Genomic DNA, 21692 nt, shown 5'->3' with positions numbered 1-21692 from the left:
GTTTATATGGAAGCATGAATTTTAATCGATGCGCTGCTGTCCGTTTACTCGATGACCTTGGTCGCGGATTTCACGAAGGCATCCGACAGAGTCACGCCTTGTTTTTTGGCCGCACCCTTATTCACGAACAGTTCGAGCTTGTCGCTGGTTTCGGAAGCCAGCTCGCCGGGTTTCTGGCCCTTGAGTATCTTGATGACCATTTTCCCGGTCTGTATGCCCAGGTCGTGGTAATTGACGCCCAGGGCGGCAATGGCGCCGCGTTTGACGCTGTCGGTATCGGAGGCGATAAGGGGAATCTTGGCATCGTTGCCCACCTTGACCAGGGCCTCGTAGGCCGACACCACGTTGTTGTCGGTATTGGTGTAGATGACGTCGACCTTGCCGACCAGGCTGCGGGCGGCGGCCCCCACGTCGACGGTGCGCGCGGCGGTGGCTTCAACCAGCGACATGTCCGATTTGGGCAGGAGCTCGCGCATCTGCTTGACGACCACGACCGAGTTGGCTTCGCCCGGGTTGTAAACCATGCCCACACGCTTGGCATTAGGCACGACTTTCTTGATCAGGTCGATCTGTTTTTCCAGTGCCAGGCTGTCCGAAACACCGGTAACGTTGCTTCCCGAAGGCTCCATGGACTTGACCAATTGCGCGGCCACCGGATCGGTCACCGCCGAATACACCACCGGTATGGATTTGGTGGCAGCCACCACGGCCTGCGCCGACGGTGTGGCGATGGCGACGATGACGTCGGGCTTGTCGCCCACGAACTTGCGCGCAATCTGGGCGGCGATGGCGGTGTTGCCCTGCGCCGTCTGGAATTGCCACTTCAGGCCCTTGGCCTCGGTGTAGCCGGCCTTGGCCAGGGCTTCGTGCACGCCATCCTTGATCGAGTCCAGGGCGGGATGCTCGACGATCGACGTGACGGCAACGGATTGAGCGGAAGCCGGCGCCTGCGCCAGCGCCCCCATCATGGCCATGGCGCCGAAGGCCAGCTTGGCGGACGTGTTAAACCTCATGTGGAGCTCCTTAACGAATACGGGCGACAGCTGCAAAGTGTCGCGGATGGACGTAAGTCTAACGCGTCGAAGGCTGGATTGTCTCAAGGGAAATCCCTGCCGTTAAATCGCCAGCGACCCGCCGGGCCCATGCTGGACAAGCAATGAGCGGACCCACCGCCGCGCCGGCAGTCCATAGGCCGATTCGACATCCTGCGCCCGCTCCAGCAATTGCCGCGTCGATACATCCAGCAAGGGACCCTTGAACGCCAGCACGATGCGATTGCCCGCATCGATCTCCGGCAGTTCAAGCACCCGTCCTCCGAATGCCTCGCGGATATTCTTCAGATTGGGTGGAAAGCTGGCATGGTCCCCGAACAGATTGACCGTCATGACGCCGGCATCCGCCAGAGCCCGATGGCAGCCCTGATAGAACTCCAGCGAATCGCGCACGGGGCCTTGAGCGTGGGCATCGTACAGATCGACCATCAAGGCCATGTAGCGGCCGAAGTTCGCGGTCTTCTCGACCCATAGTCCCGCGTCGCAATGATCGATGGCGGAGCGCCGCGTTTCAGGCAGGCGGAAATACATGCGGCAGATCGCGGTCACGGCCCGGTTCCATTCCACCGTCTCGACCAAGGCCGGCGTATGCTTGAGCGTATAGCGCAGCAAGGAGCCGGCGCCCAGACCCAGTATGGCGACTTCGTCCGTTTTACGAGGCTCGAGAAACAGCAGCCAGGCCATCATCTGCTGGGTATAAGCCAGCACCAGCTCGTCCGGCTTGGCCATGCGCATGGCGCCCTGAACCCATTCCGTGCCGAAATGGAGGTAGCGCACGCCGCCCTGTTCGGACAGCGTGGGAGAATCGTCCAGCAGGGGTTCTGGATCAAGCACGTTCAAAAATGGCAGCGATGCCCTGCCCTCCGCCTATGCACATGGTGACCAGCGCATAGCGGCCTTGTATGCGGTTCAGTTCGTGCAGCGCCTTGACGGTAATGATGGCGCCGGTGGCTCCGATAGGGTGGCCCAGGCTGATGCCGCTACCGTTGGGATTGACCTTGGCGGGATCGAATCCCAGCTCTTTGCTGACCGCGCAGGCCTGGGCCGCGAAGGCTTCGTTGGCCTCGATGACATCCATTTGCCCAACGGTGAGCCCGGCCTTTTCCAATGCGATGCGCGTGGCGGGTACAGGCCCTATGCCCATGTACTTGGGCTCGACGCCGGCATGCCCATAGGACACCAGCCGGGCCATCGGAGCCAGGCCCCGCGCCTTGATGGCGGAGCCCGTCATGAGCAGGACGGCGCCCGCGCCGTCGTTCAACCCCGAGGCGTTGCCGGCGGTGACCGTGCCGTTCTCCTTCTGGAAAACGGGCCGCAACGCGGCGAAGCTTTCGGCCGTGGCGTCCAGGCGCACATGCTCGTCGGTGTCGAACACAATGTCGCCCTTGCGGGTTTTCTGGATGACCGGAACGATCTGTTCCTTGAAGTAGCCCTGCTTGATGGCCGCCGCCGCGCGCTGATGCGACACCAGCGCCAGGTCGTCCTGGTCTTGACGCGTTACGGAGTACTTCTGTGCCACGTTCTCGGCCGTGACGCCCATATGGGTTTTATCGAAAGGGTCGGACAGGGCTCCCGCCATCATGTCCACCAGGGCGCTATCGCCCATGCGCGCGCCCCAGCGCTGCGACGGAGCGATATACGGCGCCCGACTCATGCTTTCGGCCCCCGCGCCGATGGCGATCTGGGCGTCGCCCAGTTTCAGGGCCTGCGCGGCGGAAATGATGGCTTGCAGGCCCGAGCCGCACAAGCGATTGACGTTGAACGCCGGCGTGGCATGGCCGATGCCGCCATGCATGGCCGCGACCCGCGACAAGTACATATCGCGCGGTTCGGTGTTGATGACATGCCCGAAAACGACGTGGCCCACGTCAGCCGGCGACACATTGCTACGGTCGAGCACCGCTCGCAAGACCAGTGCGCCCAGATCGCAGGGCGGCACATCCTTGAGGGCGCCGCCGAAATCGCCAACGGCTGTGCGGCTGGCGCCAACCACGAAAATATCTTCCATCGAGATCTCCTGATTCAGTATCCGTTTTGGCTGTACGGCCAATAAGGAATAGTAACGCGCTATGATCTAGCCCAGAAATGAAACACGGCAGGACATGCGTCCTGCCGTGTTTGGTAAGCAGAGGAGAAAACCCTTAGTCTTGAGCTTCTTTTGCGGGAACGCCCTGCTTGGCGTCTTCACCCCGCTTTTCCGATTCATCGTGATCGACGCCTGGAGCCACCCAGTTCAACGGTTCAATCACAAAAGGCTGCTTCTTCACAGTCGGTTTTTTGCTTGACATGCTGATTCTCCTTGATGCATTACAAAGGGCGCCCCGTGCGCCCTCGTACTCTATTAGGGTACCCTATAACGAAAATTAAATCAATTACGTCAATAACTTACATAAAATGGAAAGCATATGAAGCTAGCCACATGGAACGTCAACTCTCTTAAAGTGCGCTTGCCGCAAGTACTCGAATGGCTGGAAGCGAATCGCGTCAGTGCCCTGTGCTTGCAGGAATTGAAGCTGGCCGACGACAAGTTTCCGCTGGATGCCTTCCGGGAAATCGGCTATCAGGCGCAGTGGGCGGGCCAGAAGACTTATAACGGGGTGGCCGTTATCGCGCCGATGGAATGCCTTGAAGTACAGCGCAACATACCGGGCTTCGACGATCACCAGCAGAGAATCATCGCCACCACCCTGTCCAGCCCCATCGGCGACATACGTGTCATCAGCGCCTATTGCCCCAATGGACAATCCCTGGCCAGCGACAAGTACGAGTACAAGCTCCGATGGTTCCAGGCATTGCGCGATTGGCTGAAGGACGAGCTGGCGCGCTATCCGCGCCTGGCCATATTGGGAGACTACAACGTGGCCCCCAGGGACGAAGATGTGCATGACCCTGCCAAATGGGTGGGGGATGTGCTGGTTTCCGAACCCGAGCGCGCGGCGTTCTCGGCCCTGCTCGACCTTGGACTGACCGACGCTTTCCTCCAATTCGAGCAGGCCGAGAAGACCTTTACCTGGTGGGATTATCGCCGTTTCGCATTCCGCCGGAACGCCGGCCTGCGCATCGATCACGTCCTGCTGTCCGACGCCCTGCTGCCCTACTGCAGCGGATGCGTGGTCGACAAGGGCCCGCGTGCCAACGAGCAGCCTTCCGACCATGCGCCCGTGATCGCGACGCTCGATTTCAACCGATAGGCTGCACCTTTTTATAAGTGGAAACGATATACTTCCGCCACGCCCCCGACTTGCGGAATTTACGACTGGCCTAAGCCTGGTCCGGCTTTACATTTCGTCATTCGCTGTGCTGATTCTGCTGTTAACGTAGCGCAAACTTGAACAGGATGGAGTCGTATGATGCATCGGGTACTCAGGCTTGGGCGGGTCGGGCGGGTGTCCGACTACTTTAAAAACATCGCGCCAGGGCTTTTTTTACAGGAGCTGTGCGCCAGGCCCGGCATTATCGGCGCCATCTGTCCAAGCTCGCGCTACCTGGCCAGCCATATGGCCAGGCAGGTCCCGCGCAGCGACAGCGGCCTGATCGTCGAACTGGGCGGCGGCACAGGCGTCATCACCCAGGCGCTGCTCAATCACGGCGTATCTCCAGACCGCCTGCTGGTGGTCGAATTTTCCAGCCCTTTCGTCCAGCGCCTGCGCAAGCGCTTCCCTCATGTCAATGTGGTCCAAGGCAATGCGGCCGACCTTGGCCATCTGGTGCCCCAAGGCAGCAGGGTCCGCGCCATCGTATCCAGCCTGCCCCTATGCTCGCTGCCCGAACCCATGACGCAATCCATACTGCAGCAGTGGCAGCAACTGCTGCACGACGACGGGATTGCCGTTCAATTCACGTACAATTTGCGCCAACCCAAATGGCGCAGGCATCTGCAGGCGCAACAAACCAGCTCGAAGATAGTATGGGCCAACCTGCCGCCCGCCAACATCACCACCTTTTCATTTAGAACAGCCAAGCTGCCCGCCCCCCATGAGCATGAATCCCCTGAGCCGCCTCGTTGACACACTGGAACAAGGCGCGATCCTCGACGTCACCATCGAAGAGCTGCAGTTCCGCGCCTATGTGGTGATCAGCGAGCCCGATATCGAGCGGGTCGCCGATTTCGTGCCCAAGGAACAATTCGAACAGGACGGCGATGTCCATGTGGCGGCCATAGTCCAGCCCGACCAGGCGCGCGAGCAAATCCAGGATATTGCCTTCAACATGAATCCGGGCGACGCCGCGGTCTTCTTGTGCGCGGACGTCTCCGTTTTCCGGAATACCCTTGAAGAATTGGGACAAGATCCCGACACCCATGCAGGCCTTCCAAGCCGATTGAACTGACGCACACGCCGCTTTCGGCGCGATCAAACCCGCGCCAGACAAACAAGAGGGCGGGAATTTGCTATTCTTGCCCCTCTCATTTGTTACTATTCAATAATCATGTCGTCTTATTCCGGCAATATTTTCATGATCGTGGCGCCCAGCGGCGCGGGTAAATCCAGTTTGGTCAACGCCCTGCTGGCCGAAGATCCGTCCGTGGTCCTGTCGATTTCCTGCACGACCCGCGCACCGCGCCCCGGCGAGGAAGCCGGCAAGCACTACCGTTTCGTCAGTCATGAACAATTCGAGGCGCTGCGCCGAAAAGATGCCTTGCTGGAATGGGCGGAAGTCCATGGCAACTACTACGGCACGCCGCGCGACCGTATCGATGAAGCATTGCAGCAAGGCAAGGATGTATTGCTCGAAATCGACTGGCAAGGCGCGCGCCAGATACGCGAACGTTATCCGCAAGCCATAGGCATATTCATTTTGCCGCCCTCCATCGAAGCGCTGGAGGCCCGCCTGACCAAGCGCGGCCAGGATGCTCCCCACGTGATTTCACGGCGTCTTCTGGCCGCCGGCAGCGAAATGTCGCACGCCTCGGAGTGCCAATATGTTATTATTAATCAAGAATTTAGCGTCGCATTGCTGCAATTGGGCCAAATCCTGGCCGCGACCCGCCTGCGTTACGGCACGCAGTCGGCACGCAATGCCGAACTCTTTAGTCAACTGGGCATCAGTAAAACTGTCGCCTGACACGTCCAACCCCACATCTATAGGTTAAAAATGGCCCGCATTACCGTTGAAGACTGCCTCGAAAAAATTCCGAATCGCTTTAATCTGACTCTGGCAGCCACCTATCGCGCGCGCGAACTGGCCCAAGGCCACGAGCCTCGCCTGGACAGCAAGGACAAACCCACTGTCACCGCCTTGCGCGAAATCGCCGCTGGCGTGACCGGCCTGGAAATGCTGCGCAAAGTCCCAACCTGATTTACCGGGGCGGCTCATGGCGTTTTCAGGTCTTCGCGGCGCGTCTTCCGGCCTCTTGGCGGTTCTCAAGAAAGGCCCGAGGCTGCGCAGGCGCAAGTCCACCAAGACGCCAGCCCTGATACCAGGCGTCGAAACGCCGCCCAACACCATCGCCTCGCTGGCGCCGCTCACCAAGATCATCAGTCTTTACCTCGACCCCAAAGACGTCGAGCGCATCAAGGAAGCCTACCGTTTTGCCGACCAGGCCCATCTGGGGCAATTCCGGGCCAGCGGCGAACCCTATATATCCCACCCGATCACCGTTACGGAAATCTGCGCCGGCTGGAAGCTGGACGCCGACTCCCTCATGGCGGCGCTGCTGCACGATGTCATTGAAGATCAGGGCGTCACCAAGCAAGAGCTGGCCGAAAAATTCGGCGCCGACGTATCCGAAATTGTCGATGGCCTGTCCAAGTTGGACCGGCTGGAGTTCGCCACCAAGGCGGAACAGCAGGCCGAGAGCTTCCGCAAGATGCTCCTGGCCATGGCGCGCGATGTGCGCGTCATCCTCATCAAGCTGGCAGACCGACTGCACAATATGCGCACCCTGGGCGCGGTGGGTCCCGAGAAACGGCGGCGCATCGCCCGGGAAACACTGGAAATCTACACGCCCATTGCGCACCGGCTGGGCTTGAACGCCCTGTTTCGCGAACTGCAAGACCTGTGTTTCCAAGCCATCTATCCCAACCGCTATCAAGTACTGCACAAAGCCATGATGGCGGCCCGCGGCAATCGCCGCGAAGTACTGGGCAAGATATCGGACGCCGTGCGCGTGGCCTTGCCCGCCGCCGGCATCGAGGCTGAAGTCAGCGGCCGCGAAAAATCGCTGTACAGCATCTACACGAAGATGACGGAGCAGAAGAAGTCATTTTCCGACGTGCTGGACATATACGGATTCCGCGTCATCGTCCATACCCTGCCCGAATGCTACCTGGCATTGGGCACGCTGCATCAGCTGTATCGGCCCGTGCCGGGCAAGTTCAAGGACTACATCGCCATCCCCAAACTGAATGGCTATCAATCGCTACACACAACTCTGGTGGGCCCCTACGGCACACCGGTTGAATTCCAGTTCCGCACCCGCGACATGGACCATGTCGCCGAAGAAGGCGTGGCCTCGCACTGGCTGTACAAAGACGACGATGTCACGCTCAACGACCTGCAAAAGCGCACCCATCAGTGGCTGCAGTCCCTGCTCGACATACAAAGCCAAACGGGCGACTCGGGCGAATTCCTTGAGCACGTCAAGGTGGACCTGTTCCCCGACGCGGTCTACGTCTTTACACCGCAAGGCAAGATCATCTCGCTGCCTCGCGGCGCAACGCCGGTCGATTTCGCCTATACCATCCACACCGACATCGGCAACCAGGCTGTCGCTGCGAAGATCAACGGCGAATTCACCCCATTGCGCACCGAGCTGAAAAGCGGCGACGCCGTCGAGATCATCACCTCGCCCGCGTCCCGGCCCAGCGCCCAATGGCTCAACTATGTGCGCACCGGGCGGGCCCGCTCCGAAATCCGCCATTATCTGCGCACCGTCAAATACGAAGAGTCCATCGCCTTCGGCCAACGCCTGCTCAATCAGGCCTTCGACCAACTGCATTTGCCTCATCCGGCCGAAGCCGATCCCGAATGGGAAAAGCTGGCAAAAAGCTCGGGCGCCAGCTCACGCGAAGAAATCCTGGCCGACATCGGCCTGGGAAAAAGGCTGGCGGCGGTCGTCGCCCGGCGCTTCGCACCCGAGAACGCCATACTGGCCACGACGGCCGCCGCGGTCGACGAGTTCACATCGGCCGCCAGCACGCCCATACTGATCCACGGCAACGAAGGGCAAGCGGTCCAGTTGGCGCCCTGCTGCGGACCCTTGCCGGGCGATGCCATAATAGGCGGAATACGCCTGGGGCATGGATTGGTCGTACACATGGAAGAATGCGCTGTTGCGCAGCGTGCGCGGGCGCGCGAGCCCGAACGCTGGATACCCGTGATGTGGGACAGCAATACCGCCCGCCACCTGTCGACCCGCCTGGATGTCACCGTTATCAACGAACGCGGCGTATTGGGCCGCCTGGCGGCCGAGATCACCGAGGCGGACTCCAACATCATGCACCTGACCATGCAGGACGACGCGGCCTCCACCGGCCTGCTGCACCTTACCGTCCAGGTCGACAGCCGCAAGCACCTGGCCCAGGTGATACGGGCCATACGCCACGTGCCCCAGGTACAGAAGATCGTCCGTCTTAAAGGCTAGCCAGTCCCCACAGCGTCAATCCATAAGCCAGGACGCCGGCCAGCGTCGCCCAGGCGATGGTATGCAGCAGTCTTTTACCCAGCCACACGCCCGCCAGTCCGGCCACGATCGGCGCCACCGCCTGGACGGATGCCTGCGGTGCCACCATGCCCCAGAATGAAACCACCAACAGCGCCACAATGGCCGACGGGCCGATGGCGTCCAGCGCCCGGCGCAATCCGCCCCGCCCGGCCGCTTTCCGAATTCCCTTGTCCTGCCAGATCATAGGCAGCAAGCGGATCAGCAAGGTGCCGGCGCCGCTTAGCACGATAACCCACAGCAAGCTTGATCCGCTCATTGGCGCCCCGCCAGCCAGGCCCCGGCCAACATGCCCAGCACGATGGCCCCATACGGAGGCAGCAGCCACAGGCCCAGCAGCGTTGCCACCGCGGCGACGGCCAGCACCCGCAAGGGAACCAACTGCCTGATTTCCAGCAGCAAGGCAAAGAACAGGGCCGGCAACACGAACCCCAGGGTCTGCGAAAGAATGACGGAATCGCGGATCCAGTCGTGGCCGAAATAAGCCCCCACCGCCGTACCGCCCACCCATGATAGATACGCACCCAATTGCAGGCCCGCATACCACCCTTCGCGATCGGAGCCTGGCAACCGCTCGAGCTTGCCGATCGCCGTGGCGAAGACCTCGTCGGTCAGGCCGGCGGCCATCGCAATCAGCGGCAAGCGCCGTTCACCATCGAACCGCGCCATCAGTGCGGGACCGTAAAACAAGTGGCGCAGATTCATCAACAGCACGATCCCGACCACGCTGGCGGCCGCTCCCCCGCCGGCGATCAGACTGACGAGTATGAATTGGCTGGCTCCGGCATAGACCAGCACCGACGTCAGCACCGCCATGGGGGGGGAGATATCGGCATAGACGGCGGCCAGGCCGAAGGAAATGGCTACTGGCACATAGCCCACGGCGATCGACACGCTGTCGGCAAGGCCGCGAAGAAAAGCGGATTTCATAAAGCGCTTACTTATGGCCGGAAGATGCCGCCAGCGGCAAAGAATATTCTTGCATACGTTCGCCTGGCATCATGGTTGAAAGGCGTTGATGAAGATCGCGGGATCGACGCGTGCATTGTTCAGGCTGACGTTCCAGTGCAGATGCGGCCCCGTGGCCCTGCCGGTGGCGCCCACCTGGCCGACGACCTGGCCGCGCTGGATTTCCTGGCCCTGCCGGACCTGGAACGCCGACAGATGGCAGTACATGGTAATGAAACCCTGTCCATGGTCGATGAACACCGTTTTGCCATTGAAGAAATAGTCGGCCACGATGGTCACCACGCCATCGGCCGGCGCCTTGACCGGCGTACCGGCCGGGACGGCGAAATCCAGGCCCGAATGGGCGTTGCGCTCTTCGCCGTTGAAGAAGCGCCTTAAGCCGAAGGGGCTGGACAAGCGCCCGGTCACGGGCCTGTCCAGGACCACATTGCTGGGCCCCGCGTCGCGGAACCGCCGGTAGGCGTCGATCTGTTCCTTGTATTCGCGCTCGTAGCGCCGGACTTGCTCGGGGTCGGGATTCACCTGGCTTTTGTTCTTCAAGGTGATGTGCTGGGATTTGTAATTCTTGGCGCCCACCTGAAAGCCGACTTCCCCTTGCGCTCCCTCGACCCGGATGGCGCGCCGGCCCGCGGCGGTTTTCAGATCGATGCCCACGACGGCTATCCATTGCTGGTCGCTGTCGCGCAGCACCATGACCCTGTCCTTGCCATAGAACACCTTGGGCGCCTGCTCGGCCGTGCCCAGGGGGATGACGGCCACACCGCCCGGCACGGGATGATGCAGGACGCGCGCCATATAGCCCTGCGCAAGCACGGCGGCCGGCCAGGACAGGCTAAGAATGAAAAAGGCTATGACACGCTGCATCTGGGCTTCCCGCTGCTGATTGATACGGCGCTGTGGGCGCCGACCCCGATTCTACCTTGGCAGGCCCAGGCCGGGCCACACGGCCGGCCCGGCGCCGCTACGGCGGCCCGTAGCCCCCGCCGCCGGGCGTTTCCACCACGAAGACATCACCGGGCTCCAGCTCGGTGCTGTCCTGGGGGCCCAGCACGGATCTGCTGCCGTCGACTCGCTCCACATAATTGCGGCCCAGGGCTCCCGGCAGTCCGCCCGCCAATCCCAGCGGCGGAAAAACGCGGTTATTGGACAGGATGGCGGCCGTCATGGCTTGCAGGAAACGGACTTTGCGCACTCCCCCATCCCCGCCCGGCCAGCGCCCGGCTCCGCCCGAGCCCTTGCGGATCTCATAGGATTCCAGGCGGACGGGAAACCGCAACTCCAGCACTTCGGGGTCGGTCAGGCGCGAATTGGTCATATGGGCCTGTACCACCGAGGTGCCCGCAAACCCGCCCGCCTGATCGAAGGGCTCGCCGATGCGTTCGGGGCCGGCCCCCGTGCCGCCGGAAATGGTTTCGTAGTACTGGTATTGCTGATTGCCGAAGGTGAAGTTGTTCATGGTGCCCTGGCTGGCCGCCAAAACCTCAAGCGCGCCATACAAGGCGTTGACGATGCACATCGATGTTTCCACATTGCCGGCCACGACCGCGGCGGGCGGATTGGGATTCAGCATGGAGCCGGCGGGCACGATGATCTCCAGCGGTTTCAGGCATCCCGCGTTCAGGGGAATATCGTCATCAACCAAGCTGCGGAACACATACAGCACAGCGGCCACCGCAATGGATGCGGGCGCATTGAAGTTGTTTTCCAATTGGGGCGAGGTTCCGGTGAAATCGATGGTCGCGCTCCGGTCCTCCTGCCTGACCGTGATGGCCACCCGTATATGCGCGCCATTGTCCAACGCATAGTCGAAACGGCCGTCGCGCAGCTTGGTGATGACCTTGCGCACGGCTTCTTCGGCATTGTCCTGGACATGCTTCATATAGGCATTGACCACCTCCAGGCCGAACTGATCGCACATGGCCAGCAATTCGCGCGAGCCTTTCTCGTTCGCCGCAATCTGCGCGCGCAGGTCGGCCAGGTTCTGATCCGGATTGCGCGCCGGCCAGGCGCCGGAGGCCAGGATGGCGCGTGCTTCCTTTTCACGGAACTCACCGTCGCGAACCAATTGGAAGTTGGTGAACAATACGCCTTCGTCGTCGACCGTACGCGAGTCCGGCGGCATGGAGCCCGGCGTCAGGCCGCCTATGTCGGCGTGGTGGCCGCGCGAACCCACAAAGAACAGCAGGCGCGTCCCGGCGCGATCGAATACGGGCGTAATGACCGTGACGTCGGGCAGGTGCGTACCGCCGTGATAAGGATCGTTCACCACATAGGCATCGCCGGGCCGCATTGTGCCGGCATTCTCGCGCATGACCGTCTTGATGGATTCGCTCATGGAACCCAGGTGTACGGGCATGTGGGGCGCATTGGCGATCAGATTGCCTTCAACGTCGAATAGCGCGCAGGAGAAATCCAGCCTTTCCTTGATGTTGACGGAATAGGCGGTGTTTTGCAGGCGCACACCCATCTGGTCGGCGATGGACATGAACAGGTTGTTGAAGACCTCGAGCATGATGGGATTGACGCTGGAATCGACCGCGGCTTGCGCCGTCAGCGGCTTGCTGCGCGTAATGATCCAATGATCCTGAACCGACAGCGCCGCGCGCCACTCCGGCTCGACCACAATCGTCTGGTTGGGTTCCGAAATGATGGCGGGCCCGTCGATTTCATCGCCGGCCTGCAGGCCGGCTCGATCGTAGACAGGCGTATCGTGCCATTCCCCCCCGCTGAACATGGCGCGGCGCGCCTTGGGCTGCACGGGCCCGGCCCGGTCCGTGCCGGAATCGGGCGCTACGCGCGCCGCATCGCCCGGCAGGCTGGCTTCCACGGAAATGGATTCAACCACCAGTCGCCGCTGACGCATCAGAAAGGAATAGCGTTGGCGATAGACACCCTCGAACGCCGCCTGCATTGCATCGACCGAATCCGTCAACGGAACTTCGAGCGCGGTATCCGTACCCTCGTACTTCACATGGATCCGGCATGCAAGCCGGACGGGAGTGTGCTTCTCATTCTGTTCGTACAGGCCTTGTGCGGCCTGGGCGCTCAACTGATCCCGATACTGATCCAGGACGGGGATCAAGGCGGGTTCCAGCACCTGTTCCACCGTTTGCTGGCGTATCTCGATCTGATCCGCCAGGCCCATGCCGTAAGCCGACAGCACGCCGCCGTAGGGATGCGAAAAGATGCGCGTCATGCCCAGCGCATCAGCGACCAGGCAGGCATGCTGCCCGCCCGCACCGCCGAATACGGTCAAGACATAGGCGGTGACATCGTGGCCCTGCTGAACCGAAATTCGCTTGATGGCCTCGGCCATATTGCCCACGGCAATGGATAAAAATCCTTCGGCCAAGGCTTCCGGCGCCAGGCTGTTGCCCGTGGCCTGTTCGACGTCCTTTGCCATGGCCTGGAACTGCCGGCGCACCGCATCGGCATCCAGCTCTTCATTCGCCTCCGGGCCAAAGACATGGGGGAAAAAGTCCGGCTGTATCTTGCCCAGCATCACATTGCAGTCGGTGACCGTCAGCGGGCCGCCGCGCCGATAGCTTGCCGGGCCAGGATTGGCGCCCGCCGAATCGGGTCCGGCGCGCAGGCGGGCCCCGTCAAAGTGCAGAATGGAACCGCCTCCCGCGGCGACCGTGTGTATGCTCATCATGGGCGCCCGCATGCGCACCCCGGCCACCTGCGTTTCAAATTCGCGCTCGAACTGGCCCGAATAATGCGATACATCGGTCGAGGTGCCGCCCATATCGAAACCGATGACCTTGTCGAAGCCCGCCCGCTCGCTGGTGCGCGCCATCCCGACAATGCCGCCCGCCGGTCCCGACAGGATGGCGTCCTTGCCGCGAAAGCGATCGGCATGCGTCAGGCCGCCGCTGGACTGCATGAATAGCAGGGGCACGCCGGGCAGCTCGGAAGCCACCTGGCCAACGTAGCGCCGCAATATGGGCGACAGATAGGCGTCCACCACCGTCGTATCGCCACGCGACACGAACTTAATCAGCGGGCTGACCTCGTGCGATGCCGATACCTGGGTAAATCCCATGTCTCGGGCCAACTGCGCCACCTGGGCTTCATGGCCGGCCTGGCGCCAGGCATGCATGAATACGATGGCGACGGCGCGTATGCCCTGGGCATGGATGGGCGCCAGTTGCGAGCGCACAGCGGCCAGGTCCAGAGGCTTGATGACATGCCCGGACGCGTCGACGCGCTCATCGATTTCAAGCACCTGCTCGTAAAGCAGTTCGGGCAGGACGATATGCCGGTCGAACAGCCGCGGGCGGTTCTGGTAGGCGATGCGCAAGGCATCGCGAAAGCCGCGGGTCGTCAGCAGGACGGTTCTTTCGCCTTTGCGCTCCAGCAGCGCATTGGTGGCGACGGTCGTGCCCATCTTGACGCAGGCGATAAGCCCCGCGGGCACGGCCTGTCCGGCGGGCACCCCCAGAAACTGCCTGATGCCGGCGACCGCCGCATCGCTATAGTGCTCCGGATTCTCGGATAGCAGCTTGGAGCTGGAAATCCGCCCATCGGGGCTCAAGGCCACTATATCCGTGAAGGTACCGCCTCGATCAACCCAGAACTGCCACTTCGCCATCAAAACTCTCCTTGTCGCCGGCCCCTAAAAAAAGAAACGGGTCGGCCCGGCCGCCCATCGGCCGTTTGGTTCAAGCATAAAGGAAGCCATTAAACTCCGCTTCCCCGGCGCCGCGCAAACCCGCTATGCACCCCACTAGGAATTACCCTAAATTAAGCATGCAGCGGCATATATGGACACTATCCCACACTACAATCGGGCAGCTATGCGGGGGCCCTTCCGGCCCGTGTGTGTTTTCCCAGGCATTACCGATCAAAGGATAGTTCAATGAAAAAATCGCTCGCTTTGCTGACAGCCGCCTGCGCCGCCGCTTTTGCCGTCAACACCCAGGCCGCCACCAAATGGGATCTGCCCAGCGCCTACCCCGCGTCCAACCTGCACACGCAGAACCTGGAACAGTTCATAAAAGAAGTCAAAGAGCTCTCGGGCGGCGAACTGGACATCACGCTGCACAGCAATGCATCTTTGTACAAGGCACCGGAAATCAAGCGCGCGGTTCAGGGCAATCAGGCCCAGGCCGGCGAGATCCTGCTGACCAACTACGCCAACGAAGACCCGATCTATGCGCTGGACGGCCTGCCCTTCCTGGCCACTGGCTACGACGCCGCCTGGAAGCTCTACCAGGCTCAGAAAGACCTGCTCAACAAAAAGCTGGCCTCGCAAGGCATGGCCTTGCTGTACACCGTGGCCTGGCCTCCCCAGGGCATCTTCGCCAACAAAGACATCAAGAAAGTCGAAGATCTGAAAGGCGTGAAATGGCGCGCATACAGCCCCGTGACCGCCCGCATCGCCGAATTGGTAGGTGCGCAGCCGGTCACCATCCAGCAATCCGAACTGTCGCAAGCCATGGCAACCGGCGTGGTCGACGCATTCATGACCTCGGGCTCCACCGGCTGGGACACCAAGACCTACGAATACATCAAGAAGTTCTACGACACCCAGGCCTGGCTGCCCAAGAACGCCGTGATCGTCAATCAGAAAGCCTTCGACAAACTCGACGACAAGAGCAAGAAAGCCCTGCTCAAGGCGTCCGAGAATGCCGAGAAGCGCGGCTGGGCCATATCCAAGGAAAAAACACAGTGGTACCTGGATAATCTGGCCAAGAACGGCATGGAAATCATCAAGCCCAGCGATGAGCTCATGAAGGGATTGGACAAGGTGGGCGAGACCATGCTGGCCGAGTGGGTCAAGCGCGCCGGTCCCGACGGCCAGAAAGTCATCGATACCTATCGTGCCAATAAATAAGCATGCGTCGCTTCCTCGATAGGCTATACCTGGTATCCGGCGGCTTGGCCGCCGTTTTCACGGTCGGCGTGCTGGTGGCGGTCGTCATGTCGATCGCCACCCGCCAGTTGGGGGTGCATATCGGTGGACTGGATGCCTACGCAGGCTATTCCATGGCCGCCGCCGGCTTCCTGGCGCTGGCCCACACGTTCAAAAGCGGCGAACACATACGCGTCACCCTGCTGCTGTCCGCCTTGCCGTCCAAAGGCCGCCTGCGGCTGGACATCTTCGCGCTGCTGGCCGCCTGCCTCATCGTCGGGAACTTGTGCTGGTTCAGCGGCAAGCTGGTGTTCGACTCTTTCTCGTACAACGACATTTCCACCAGCGACGACGCCACGCCTTTATGGATACCCCAGATCGCCATGGCGATCGGCACGCTCATCTTCTTTATCGCCATCGCCGATGAAACCATAAGACGCTGCAAGGGCATCCCTGAAGAGAAGCACGCTGAAGAAACCCATTATGAATGAAACCCTGGTCATTTTTCTGCTGGTGGTCTCCATCTTCGGCTTCCTGGCTTGCGGAGTATGGGTCGGCCTGACACTGGCGGGTACAGCATGGCTGGGCATGGAGCTGTTCTCCAGCCGCCCGGCGGGCGACGCCATGGCCATCACGATATGGGGCGCCGCATCCAGTTGGACGCTGACGGCCCTGCCGCTGTTTTTATGGATGGGCGAGATCCTGTTCCGTTCGCGCCTGTCGCAGGACTTGTTCAAAGGGCTCGCCCCTTGGCTGGACCGCATTCCCGGCCGCCTGCTGCATACCAATGTGGTCGGCTGCGCCATCTTCGCCGCCGTATCCGGCTCCTCGGCCGCCACCTGCGCCACGATAGGCAAGATGACCATACCGGAACTTACACGCCGCGGCTATCCGCAGGATCAGATCATAGGCACCCTGGCGGGCGCGGGCACGCTAGGCCTGCTGGTCCCCCCCTCCATCATCATGATCGTCTACGGCGTGGCGGCCGATGTCTCCATTTCCAAGCTGTTCATCGCCGGCATCTTTCCCGGCATGCTGCTGGCGGCGCTGTTCATGGGGTATATCGCCGTCTGGGCGATGCTGCATCCCGACCAGATTCCCCAGGCCGACGAAAAGCTCAATTTTGCGCAGAAAATCTACCAATCGCGCCATCTCATTCCCGTCGTCATCCTGATCGCCGTCGTGCTGGGCACCATTTATACGGGATTTGCCACCGCTACCGAAGCGGCCGCCGTCGGCGTCGTAGGCGCCTTGATACTCTCTCTGACCCAGGGTTCGCTCAGTTGGCCGATATTCAAAGAATCCCTCATGGGCGCCACCCGCCTGTACTGCATGATTGCGCTCATCCTGGCCGGTGCGCAGTTCCTGACCCTCTCGATGGGCTACATAGGCCTGCCGCGCATCCTGGCCGAATGGATAGCCTCGCTGGGGCTTTCGCAGTTCGGATTGATCATGGCCCTGATGGTGTTCTATGTTGTGCTGGGCTGCTTCCTTGACGGCATTTCCATCGTCGTGCTGACCATGGGTGTATTGCTGCCCACCGTCACCGCCGCCGGCATCGACCTGATCTGGTTCGGCATATTCCTGGTCTTTGTCATCGAAATGGCGCAGATCACGCCGCCGGTCGGTTTCAATCTGTTCGTGCTGTCGGGCATGACCAAAAAAGAGCTGCCCTACCTGGCGCGCGTATCGCTGCCCATGTTCCTGCTGATGATCGCGGGCGTGTTGCTTATTTATATCGCTCCGGAAATCGCCACCTGGCTGCCCAGAAACATGAAGATGTAATCAGGGGGCGGCCACCACCCGGCCCCCCGAAAGCCTTAGCTCGCGCTGGCACAACGCCGCCAGTTGCGGATCGTGAGTTACCAGCACCAGCGTGGTGTTCAATTCGCGGTGCAGGGCGAACATCAGGTCGATGATCCTGGCTCCGTTCTGGGTATCCAGGCTGCCCGTGGGCTCATCGGCAAACAAGACCTTTGGACCGACCACGAAGGCGCGCGCCAGGGAAACACGCTGCTGCTCTCCCCCCGATAGCGTCCGGGGATAATGATGCAGGCGGTCCTTCAAGCCGACACGCTCCAGCATGGCCCGCGCTTCCTCCATGGCCGGCTTGCCCGCCAGTTCCAGCGGCAGCATCACATTTTCCAGGGCGGTCAGGTTGGGCAGCAACTGGAAGGACTGAAAAACGAAACCGACATGGGCCGCGCGCACGGCGGCGCGCGCTTCCTCATCCAGGGAAAACAGATCATGGCCCAGCAGGCGCACTTGCCCGGAAGTGGGCACATCCAGTCCCGCCAGCAGGCCCAGCAGCGTGGATTTTCCCGATCCCGAGCTGCCGGTAATGGCCAGTGCCTGGCCCTCATCGACCGTAAAACTGACATTGTCTAAAATATCCAGTGCGCCCGATGAATCGACGACTCTTTGGGACAGGTGTTTAACTTGGATCGAATGGGAATTTTTCATGTGGATAGGCTGGCGGTCTGTTGTTTGTGCATTAAGTGGCATTCTGTTCGCGGGCGCCGTCGCCCAGGCCGGCGTTGCGGACAAGCGCCAGGACCCGACCATACTGGTCATAGGCGACAGCCTGTCGGCCGAATACGGCTTGCAGCGCGGCTCGGGCTGGGTTGCCCTGGTGGCGCAGCGTCTGCAAACCGAGCAGCAAGATTACCAGATACACAACACCAGCATCAGCGGCGATACCAGCAGCGGCGGCGTGGCGCGCCTGCCCGAGGCGCTGCGGCGCCACCGGCCCGCCATCGTCATCATTGAACTGGGCAGCAACGATGCCTTGCGCGGGCTTTCGCTGAAAATGACGCGGGACAACTTGTCGACCATGATAGGGATGGCGCAACAGGCTCAGGCGCGGGTCTTGCTGGTCGGCATGCAGATACCGCCCAACTACGGCCGCAAATATGCCGAGCAGTTCCAGCAACTGTTTCCGCAAGTGGCGCAAGAGCATGGCGCCGGACTGGTTCCCTTCTTGTTGGAAGGCATAGCCACCGACAGGAGCATGTTCCAATCGGATGGGATTCATCCGAATGAACAGGCGCAAGCCATACTTGCCCGCAACGTCTGGCAAGAGCTCGAACCCATGCTGGCCCCCTGAATCGCAAGCGGCCCCATGCGGGGCCGCTCAAGACTAGCTAAATGGGACGGCCTTGCGGCCGCAAGCCTAGTTCTGGTTTCCGCTTTCGCCTGACAAGGCTTGCTCGGCTTCAGGCAACATTTGCACCTTGGCCTGGATGCGCATGGCTTTCAGGACGGCTTGTTCTTCGGCACGGCCCCATGCCTGATCGAGTTCGGCCGGCAGAGACGCCAGCATGGGATTGCCCGGCTTGCCCGCATCAAAGCCCTCGACGCGTATCAGCACATAGCCTTGCGGCCCCTGGACACCCACATACTGCGGCAAAGTCTTGATCGAAGCGGCAAACGCCGCGTCGGCCACCGGCTTGGCCAGACCCTGCGCGTTGATGCGGCTGATGGTCAGCGGCGAACCGAAAGCCTCGGGCACCTGTGCGGGATCAGCCTTCTGCAATTCGGCCAGCGCTTCCTGCCCCGCCTTTTCGGCGGCGGCCTGAGCCCGTTCAGCCTTGAGGACTTCGCGTACATGGCCGGCCACCTGAGCCAGTTCGGGGACATGGGCCGGCGTGACCGTATCGACGCGAACGGCGACCATGGTGTCGGGCGAAATTTCGATAACACCCGAATTCTGTTTTTCGTTCAGGGCTTGCGGCGTGAACAGCGCCCGGCGCACGCGGGCATCGTCCAGCAATGCCGCGTCCTGGCTGGCGGAGGCCGCATTGGCTTTGACCTCGTCGGAAGGCAAGAGACGGTCGCGCGCGATACCCGCGGCCGTCCGTATCTTGAGCCCAAGCGCGTCGGCGGCCGGCTGCAGGCTGGACGGGTTGTCGTAAACCAGGCTGGTCAGGCGGGTGGCCATATCGGCGAAGCGATCCGCACCCAGTTGGCGGCGTACCTCGGTTTCGATTTTTTCCTTGGCCTCGTCGAAGGATTCGCCCTTTTCAGGCTGTACGTCGTTGGCCTGGAAGATGTGATAGCCGCCGGGGCCGTCCACAACGTCCGACACGCCGCCCTTTTGCAGGGCAAAGACCGTCTGCTCGAGATTGGCGGGCCAGGATCCCTTGGTGATCCAGCCCAGCTTGCCGCCGTCCTTGGCCGTACCCGCATCCTGCGATTCAGCCTTGGCGATTTCGGCAAACGCGGAGGTATCGGCCTGAACCTTCTTGAGGATTGCCTGGGCCTTTACATGCGCCTGCTTGCGTTCCGCTTCGGAAGCGCCGGGGGGAATATTCACCTGGATATGGCTGACGTTGACACGGGCCGGCTGTACGAAGCGCGCCTTGTTCTGCTCATAATATTTTTGCAGCTCTTCCTGGCTGACCGCCGGCAGATTCTGGATTGCCGCCGCCTCGTTGAGCAGCAGATACTGCGCGCTGACCTGTTCCGGCAATTCCAGTGTCTGCTTGTTCTTGTCGTACCAGGCCTGGACATCGGCATCGGTGATGACAAGGTCTTTTTCGTAGTCGGAGGCCGGGAAGGCCCGCAGCCGCAACGTGCGCTGTTCGGTCAGGGCGACTTCCAATTGCTGGACCACCGAAGCGGGCACGCTGGCGGTCAGCGCAATCGGGCCCAATACCCGATCCAGCGCCAGTTCGGCCCGCTGGCTTTGCTCGAAGTCACGGGTCGTCAGGCCCGCCGAGGCCAGCACTTCGTTATAGCGCTCAGGCGAAAACTGCCCGTCGACCTGCAATTGCGGCATCGAAGCGATGGTCTGGCGCAAGACGGCATCGGACACGCTGAAGCGCTCTTTGGTGGCCGACGCCACCACCACCTGGCGGTCGATCAGCGATTCAAGCAAGGCACGGCGCGCGGCGGGATTATCCAGCACGGCCGGATCGAAGCCGCCCTGGCTGTTCTGCTGCAATTGCTGCAGCTGATTGCGGCGCGCCTGATCGAAGTTCTGCTGCGTAATGGACGTGCCGCCCACTTTCACGAGATCGTGATCGCCTGAAACATAATTGGTATAGCCGCTGACGCCGATCAGGACGAAAGAAGGCAGAATCAGCACCAGCAGGACCAACTGCATCAAGCGTTGATGCGTACGAATGAAATCGAACATTAATCACCCACTGACACGCAGCCCTTGTTTGGCCTGCGCGACGGTTACATCAAAAAAGGCGATAAGGATCGCCAAGATTACGAAAAAACCCAGTAGAACACGAAAATTTTATGCAGTTTACCACCACACATGTATCAATTTGCAGGGCTAAGCCGCGCACTGGCTATAAAATGCCGGCATTGCTTCCCCCGCAAAATCTTCGGAACCTGAAAAATGCCCAACGCCCCCCATGCATGGCCTTATCCTCAGTTCATCGCCCACCGGGGCGCCGGCCGCTATGCACCGGAGAACACGCTGGCCGCCATGCGCCTTGGCGCTCAGCATGGCTTCCTAATGATGGAGTACGACGTCAAGCTGAGCCGCGACGGCGTGGCCGTCCTTCTGCATGATGATACGGTCGAGCGCACATCCAACGGCGTGGGCAACGCGGCGGACAAAACCCTGGCCGAACTGGCGCAGATCGACTTTGGCGCCTGGCATTCGCGCGATTATGCGGGCGAACCCATCCCCACGCTCTACTCGATCGCCGCCTATACCCGCGCCAACGGCATACGCAGCAATATCGAAATAAAGCCGCATACCGGCATGGAGGCGGAAACCGGCAAGCAAGTGGCCAGGCTGGCGCGCACGCTATGGACCGGCGCTGATCTGCCGCCCTTGCTCTCGTCCTTCTCGGAAGCCGCTCTGGAAGCAGCCATGAACGAAGCGCCGGAGCTTCCCAGGGCGCTGCTGATCGCGAAAGAGGTCCCCGCCGACTGGCGCAGTCGCGTGGAACGGCTGCAATGCGTGGGTCTGAACCTGAATCACAAGTACACGACGCTGTCCATCGCCCAGGCGGTGCGCCAGGCCGGCTACACGCTGGCCATATGGACGGTCAACGACACGGCGCGCGCCCGCGAATTGCTCGACTGGGGATGCAACGCCATCGTGACGGACGAAATCAAGACGATATCGCCCGCCTGGTTTGCCTGAACCCGCCTATACAATGCAGCAATAGCAAGACCGTCTCGC

21 protein-coding genes are annotated in these 21692 nt (G+C 61.3%); 11 read left to right on the top strand and 10 right to left on the bottom strand.

Annotated features, from left to right (window positions below; all coding sequences use genetic code 11):
• Positions 1-44 precede the first annotated feature (44 nt).
• From V0R37_RS07410 to V0R37_RS07395, 4 genes are all read right to left on the bottom strand, one after another.
• Positions 45-1013 carry an ABC transporter substrate-binding protein gene (locus V0R37_RS07410; protein WP_420373914.1) on the bottom strand — a complete coding sequence of 323 codons (969 nt, stop codon included), beginning with the start codon at positions 1011-1013 and terminating at the stop codon, positions 45-47.
• A gap of 102 nt (positions 1014-1115) precedes the next feature.
• Positions 1116-1886 carry a spermine/spermidine synthase domain-containing protein gene (locus V0R37_RS07405; protein WP_420373913.1) on the bottom strand — a complete coding sequence of 257 codons (771 nt, stop codon included), beginning with the start codon at positions 1884-1886 and terminating at the stop codon, positions 1116-1118.
• Positions 1879-3060: an acetyl-CoA C-acyltransferase family protein gene (locus V0R37_RS07400; RefSeq protein ID WP_420373912.1), complete on the bottom strand. Its 1182-nt coding sequence runs from the start codon at positions 3058-3060 to the stop codon at positions 1879-1881. The genes V0R37_RS07405 and V0R37_RS07400 overlap by 8 nt, the downstream gene beginning before the upstream one ends.
• Before the next feature lie 133 nt (positions 3061-3193).
• Complete coding sequence (locus tag V0R37_RS07395; protein ID WP_420373911.1) at positions 3194-3340, bottom strand: hypothetical protein; 147 nt, start codon at positions 3338-3340, stop codon at positions 3194-3196.
• 117 nt (positions 3341-3457) lie between these two features.
• On the opposite strand from V0R37_RS07395, the gene xth reads away from it, so the two are divergent.
• The 6 genes from xth (at position 3458) to V0R37_RS07365 (ending at position 8637) form a co-directional block, all read left to right on the top strand.
• On the top strand, positions 3458-4243 hold the full coding sequence (gene xth / locus V0R37_RS07390) for an exodeoxyribonuclease III (protein WP_420373910.1): 786 nt from the start codon (positions 3458-3460) through the stop codon (positions 4241-4243).
• Between the two features lie 156 nt (positions 4244-4399).
• On the top strand, positions 4400-5059 hold the full coding sequence (locus V0R37_RS07385) for a class I SAM-dependent methyltransferase (protein ID WP_420373909.1): 660 nt from the start codon (positions 4400-4402) through the stop codon (positions 5057-5059).
• Positions 5028-5381, top strand: coding sequence for a hypothetical protein (locus V0R37_RS07380; RefSeq protein ID WP_420373908.1), 354 nt, complete (start codon positions 5028-5030; stop codon positions 5379-5381). The genes V0R37_RS07385 and V0R37_RS07380 overlap by 32 nt, the downstream gene beginning before the upstream one ends.
• Positions 5382-5480: 99 nt before the next feature.
• Positions 5481-6116: a guanylate kinase gene (gene gmk, locus V0R37_RS07375; RefSeq protein ID WP_420373907.1), complete on the top strand. Its 636-nt coding sequence runs from the start codon at positions 5481-5483 to the stop codon at positions 6114-6116.
• Positions 6117-6146: 30 nt separating this feature from the next.
• A complete protein-coding gene (gene rpoZ, locus V0R37_RS07370; RefSeq protein ID WP_132640522.1) occupies positions 6147-6350 on the top strand; it encodes a DNA-directed RNA polymerase subunit omega in 204 nt (67 codons plus the stop codon).
• A 16-nt stretch (positions 6351-6366) separates the two neighbouring features.
• A complete protein-coding gene (locus V0R37_RS07365; protein WP_420373906.1) occupies positions 6367-8637 on the top strand; it encodes a RelA/SpoT family protein in 2271 nt (756 codons plus the stop codon).
• On the opposite strand, the gene V0R37_RS07360 is transcribed toward V0R37_RS07365, so the two are convergent.
• From V0R37_RS07360 to V0R37_RS07345, 4 genes are all read right to left on the bottom strand, one after another.
• Positions 8627-8974: a hypothetical protein gene (locus V0R37_RS07360; RefSeq protein WP_420373905.1), complete on the bottom strand. Its 348-nt coding sequence runs from the start codon at positions 8972-8974 to the stop codon at positions 8627-8629. The two genes, V0R37_RS07365 and V0R37_RS07360, sit on opposite strands and share 11 nt — an antisense overlap.
• A complete protein-coding gene (locus V0R37_RS07355; RefSeq protein ID WP_420373904.1) occupies positions 8971-9645 on the bottom strand; it encodes an AzlC family ABC transporter permease in 675 nt (224 codons plus the stop codon). Before V0R37_RS07355 ends, V0R37_RS07360 begins: the two co-directional genes overlap by 4 nt.
• Positions 9646-9714: 69 nt before the next feature.
• A complete protein-coding gene (locus V0R37_RS07350; protein ID WP_420373903.1) occupies positions 9715-10548 on the bottom strand; it encodes a peptidoglycan DD-metalloendopeptidase family protein in 834 nt (277 codons plus the stop codon).
• A gap of 97 nt (positions 10549-10645) precedes the next feature.
• A complete protein-coding gene (locus V0R37_RS07345) occupies positions 10646-14278 on the bottom strand; it encodes a hydantoinase B/oxoprolinase family protein (RefSeq protein ID WP_420373902.1) in 3633 nt (1210 codons plus the stop codon).
• Positions 14279-14545: 267 nt separating this feature from the next.
• Here V0R37_RS07345 and V0R37_RS07340 point away from each other — a divergent pair, with 267 nt between their 5' ends.
• From V0R37_RS07340 to V0R37_RS07330, 3 genes are read left to right on the top strand one after another with little or no spacing between them, the layout of a single operon-like run.
• Positions 14546-15523: a TRAP transporter substrate-binding protein gene (locus tag V0R37_RS07340; RefSeq protein ID WP_420373901.1), complete on the top strand. Its 978-nt coding sequence runs from the start codon at positions 14546-14548 to the stop codon at positions 15521-15523.
• 2 nt (positions 15524-15525) lie between these two features.
• Complete coding sequence (locus V0R37_RS07335; RefSeq protein ID WP_420373900.1) at positions 15526-16032, top strand: TRAP transporter small permease; 507 nt, start codon at positions 15526-15528, stop codon at positions 16030-16032.
• Positions 16025-17326 (top strand): TRAP transporter large permease, encoded by a 1302-nt coding sequence (locus tag V0R37_RS07330; RefSeq protein ID WP_420373899.1) that lies wholly within the window; start codon positions 16025-16027, stop codon positions 17324-17326. Before V0R37_RS07335 ends, V0R37_RS07330 begins: the two co-directional genes overlap by 8 nt.
• Here the strand turns inward: V0R37_RS07330 and V0R37_RS07325 are convergent, their stop codons facing one another.
• Positions 17327-18004, bottom strand: a complete 678-nt coding sequence (locus V0R37_RS07325; RefSeq protein WP_420373898.1) for an ABC transporter ATP-binding protein — start codon at positions 18002-18004, stop codon at positions 17327-17329.
• Between V0R37_RS07325 and V0R37_RS07320 the strand changes: the two genes are divergently transcribed.
• Positions 18003-18647, top strand: a complete 645-nt coding sequence (locus V0R37_RS07320) for an arylesterase (protein ID WP_420373897.1) — start codon at positions 18003-18005, stop codon at positions 18645-18647. The genes V0R37_RS07325 and V0R37_RS07320 overlap by 2 nt on opposite strands.
• A 66-nt stretch (positions 18648-18713) precedes the next feature.
• Here V0R37_RS07320 and V0R37_RS07315 read toward each other — a convergent pair whose 3' ends face one another.
• Positions 18714-20681, bottom strand: coding sequence for a SurA N-terminal domain-containing protein (locus V0R37_RS07315; protein ID WP_420373896.1), 1968 nt, complete (start codon positions 20679-20681; stop codon positions 18714-18716).
• Between the two features lie 213 nt (positions 20682-20894).
• On the opposite strand from V0R37_RS07315, the gene ugpQ reads away from it, so the two are divergent.
• Positions 20895-21653, top strand: coding sequence for a glycerophosphodiester phosphodiesterase (ugpQ, locus tag V0R37_RS07310; RefSeq protein ID WP_420373895.1), 759 nt, complete (start codon positions 20895-20897; stop codon positions 21651-21653).
• Positions 21654-21692 lie beyond the last annotated feature (39 nt).

The sequence above is a fragment of the Pollutimonas rozaliensis genome (genome assembly GCF_048751585.1).
Classification (GTDB): domain Bacteria; phylum Pseudomonadota; class Gammaproteobacteria; order Burkholderiales; family Burkholderiaceae_B.
The sequence above is the reverse complement of the archived record's forward strand: the minus strand, read 5'-3'. Positions and strand labels throughout refer to the sequence as shown.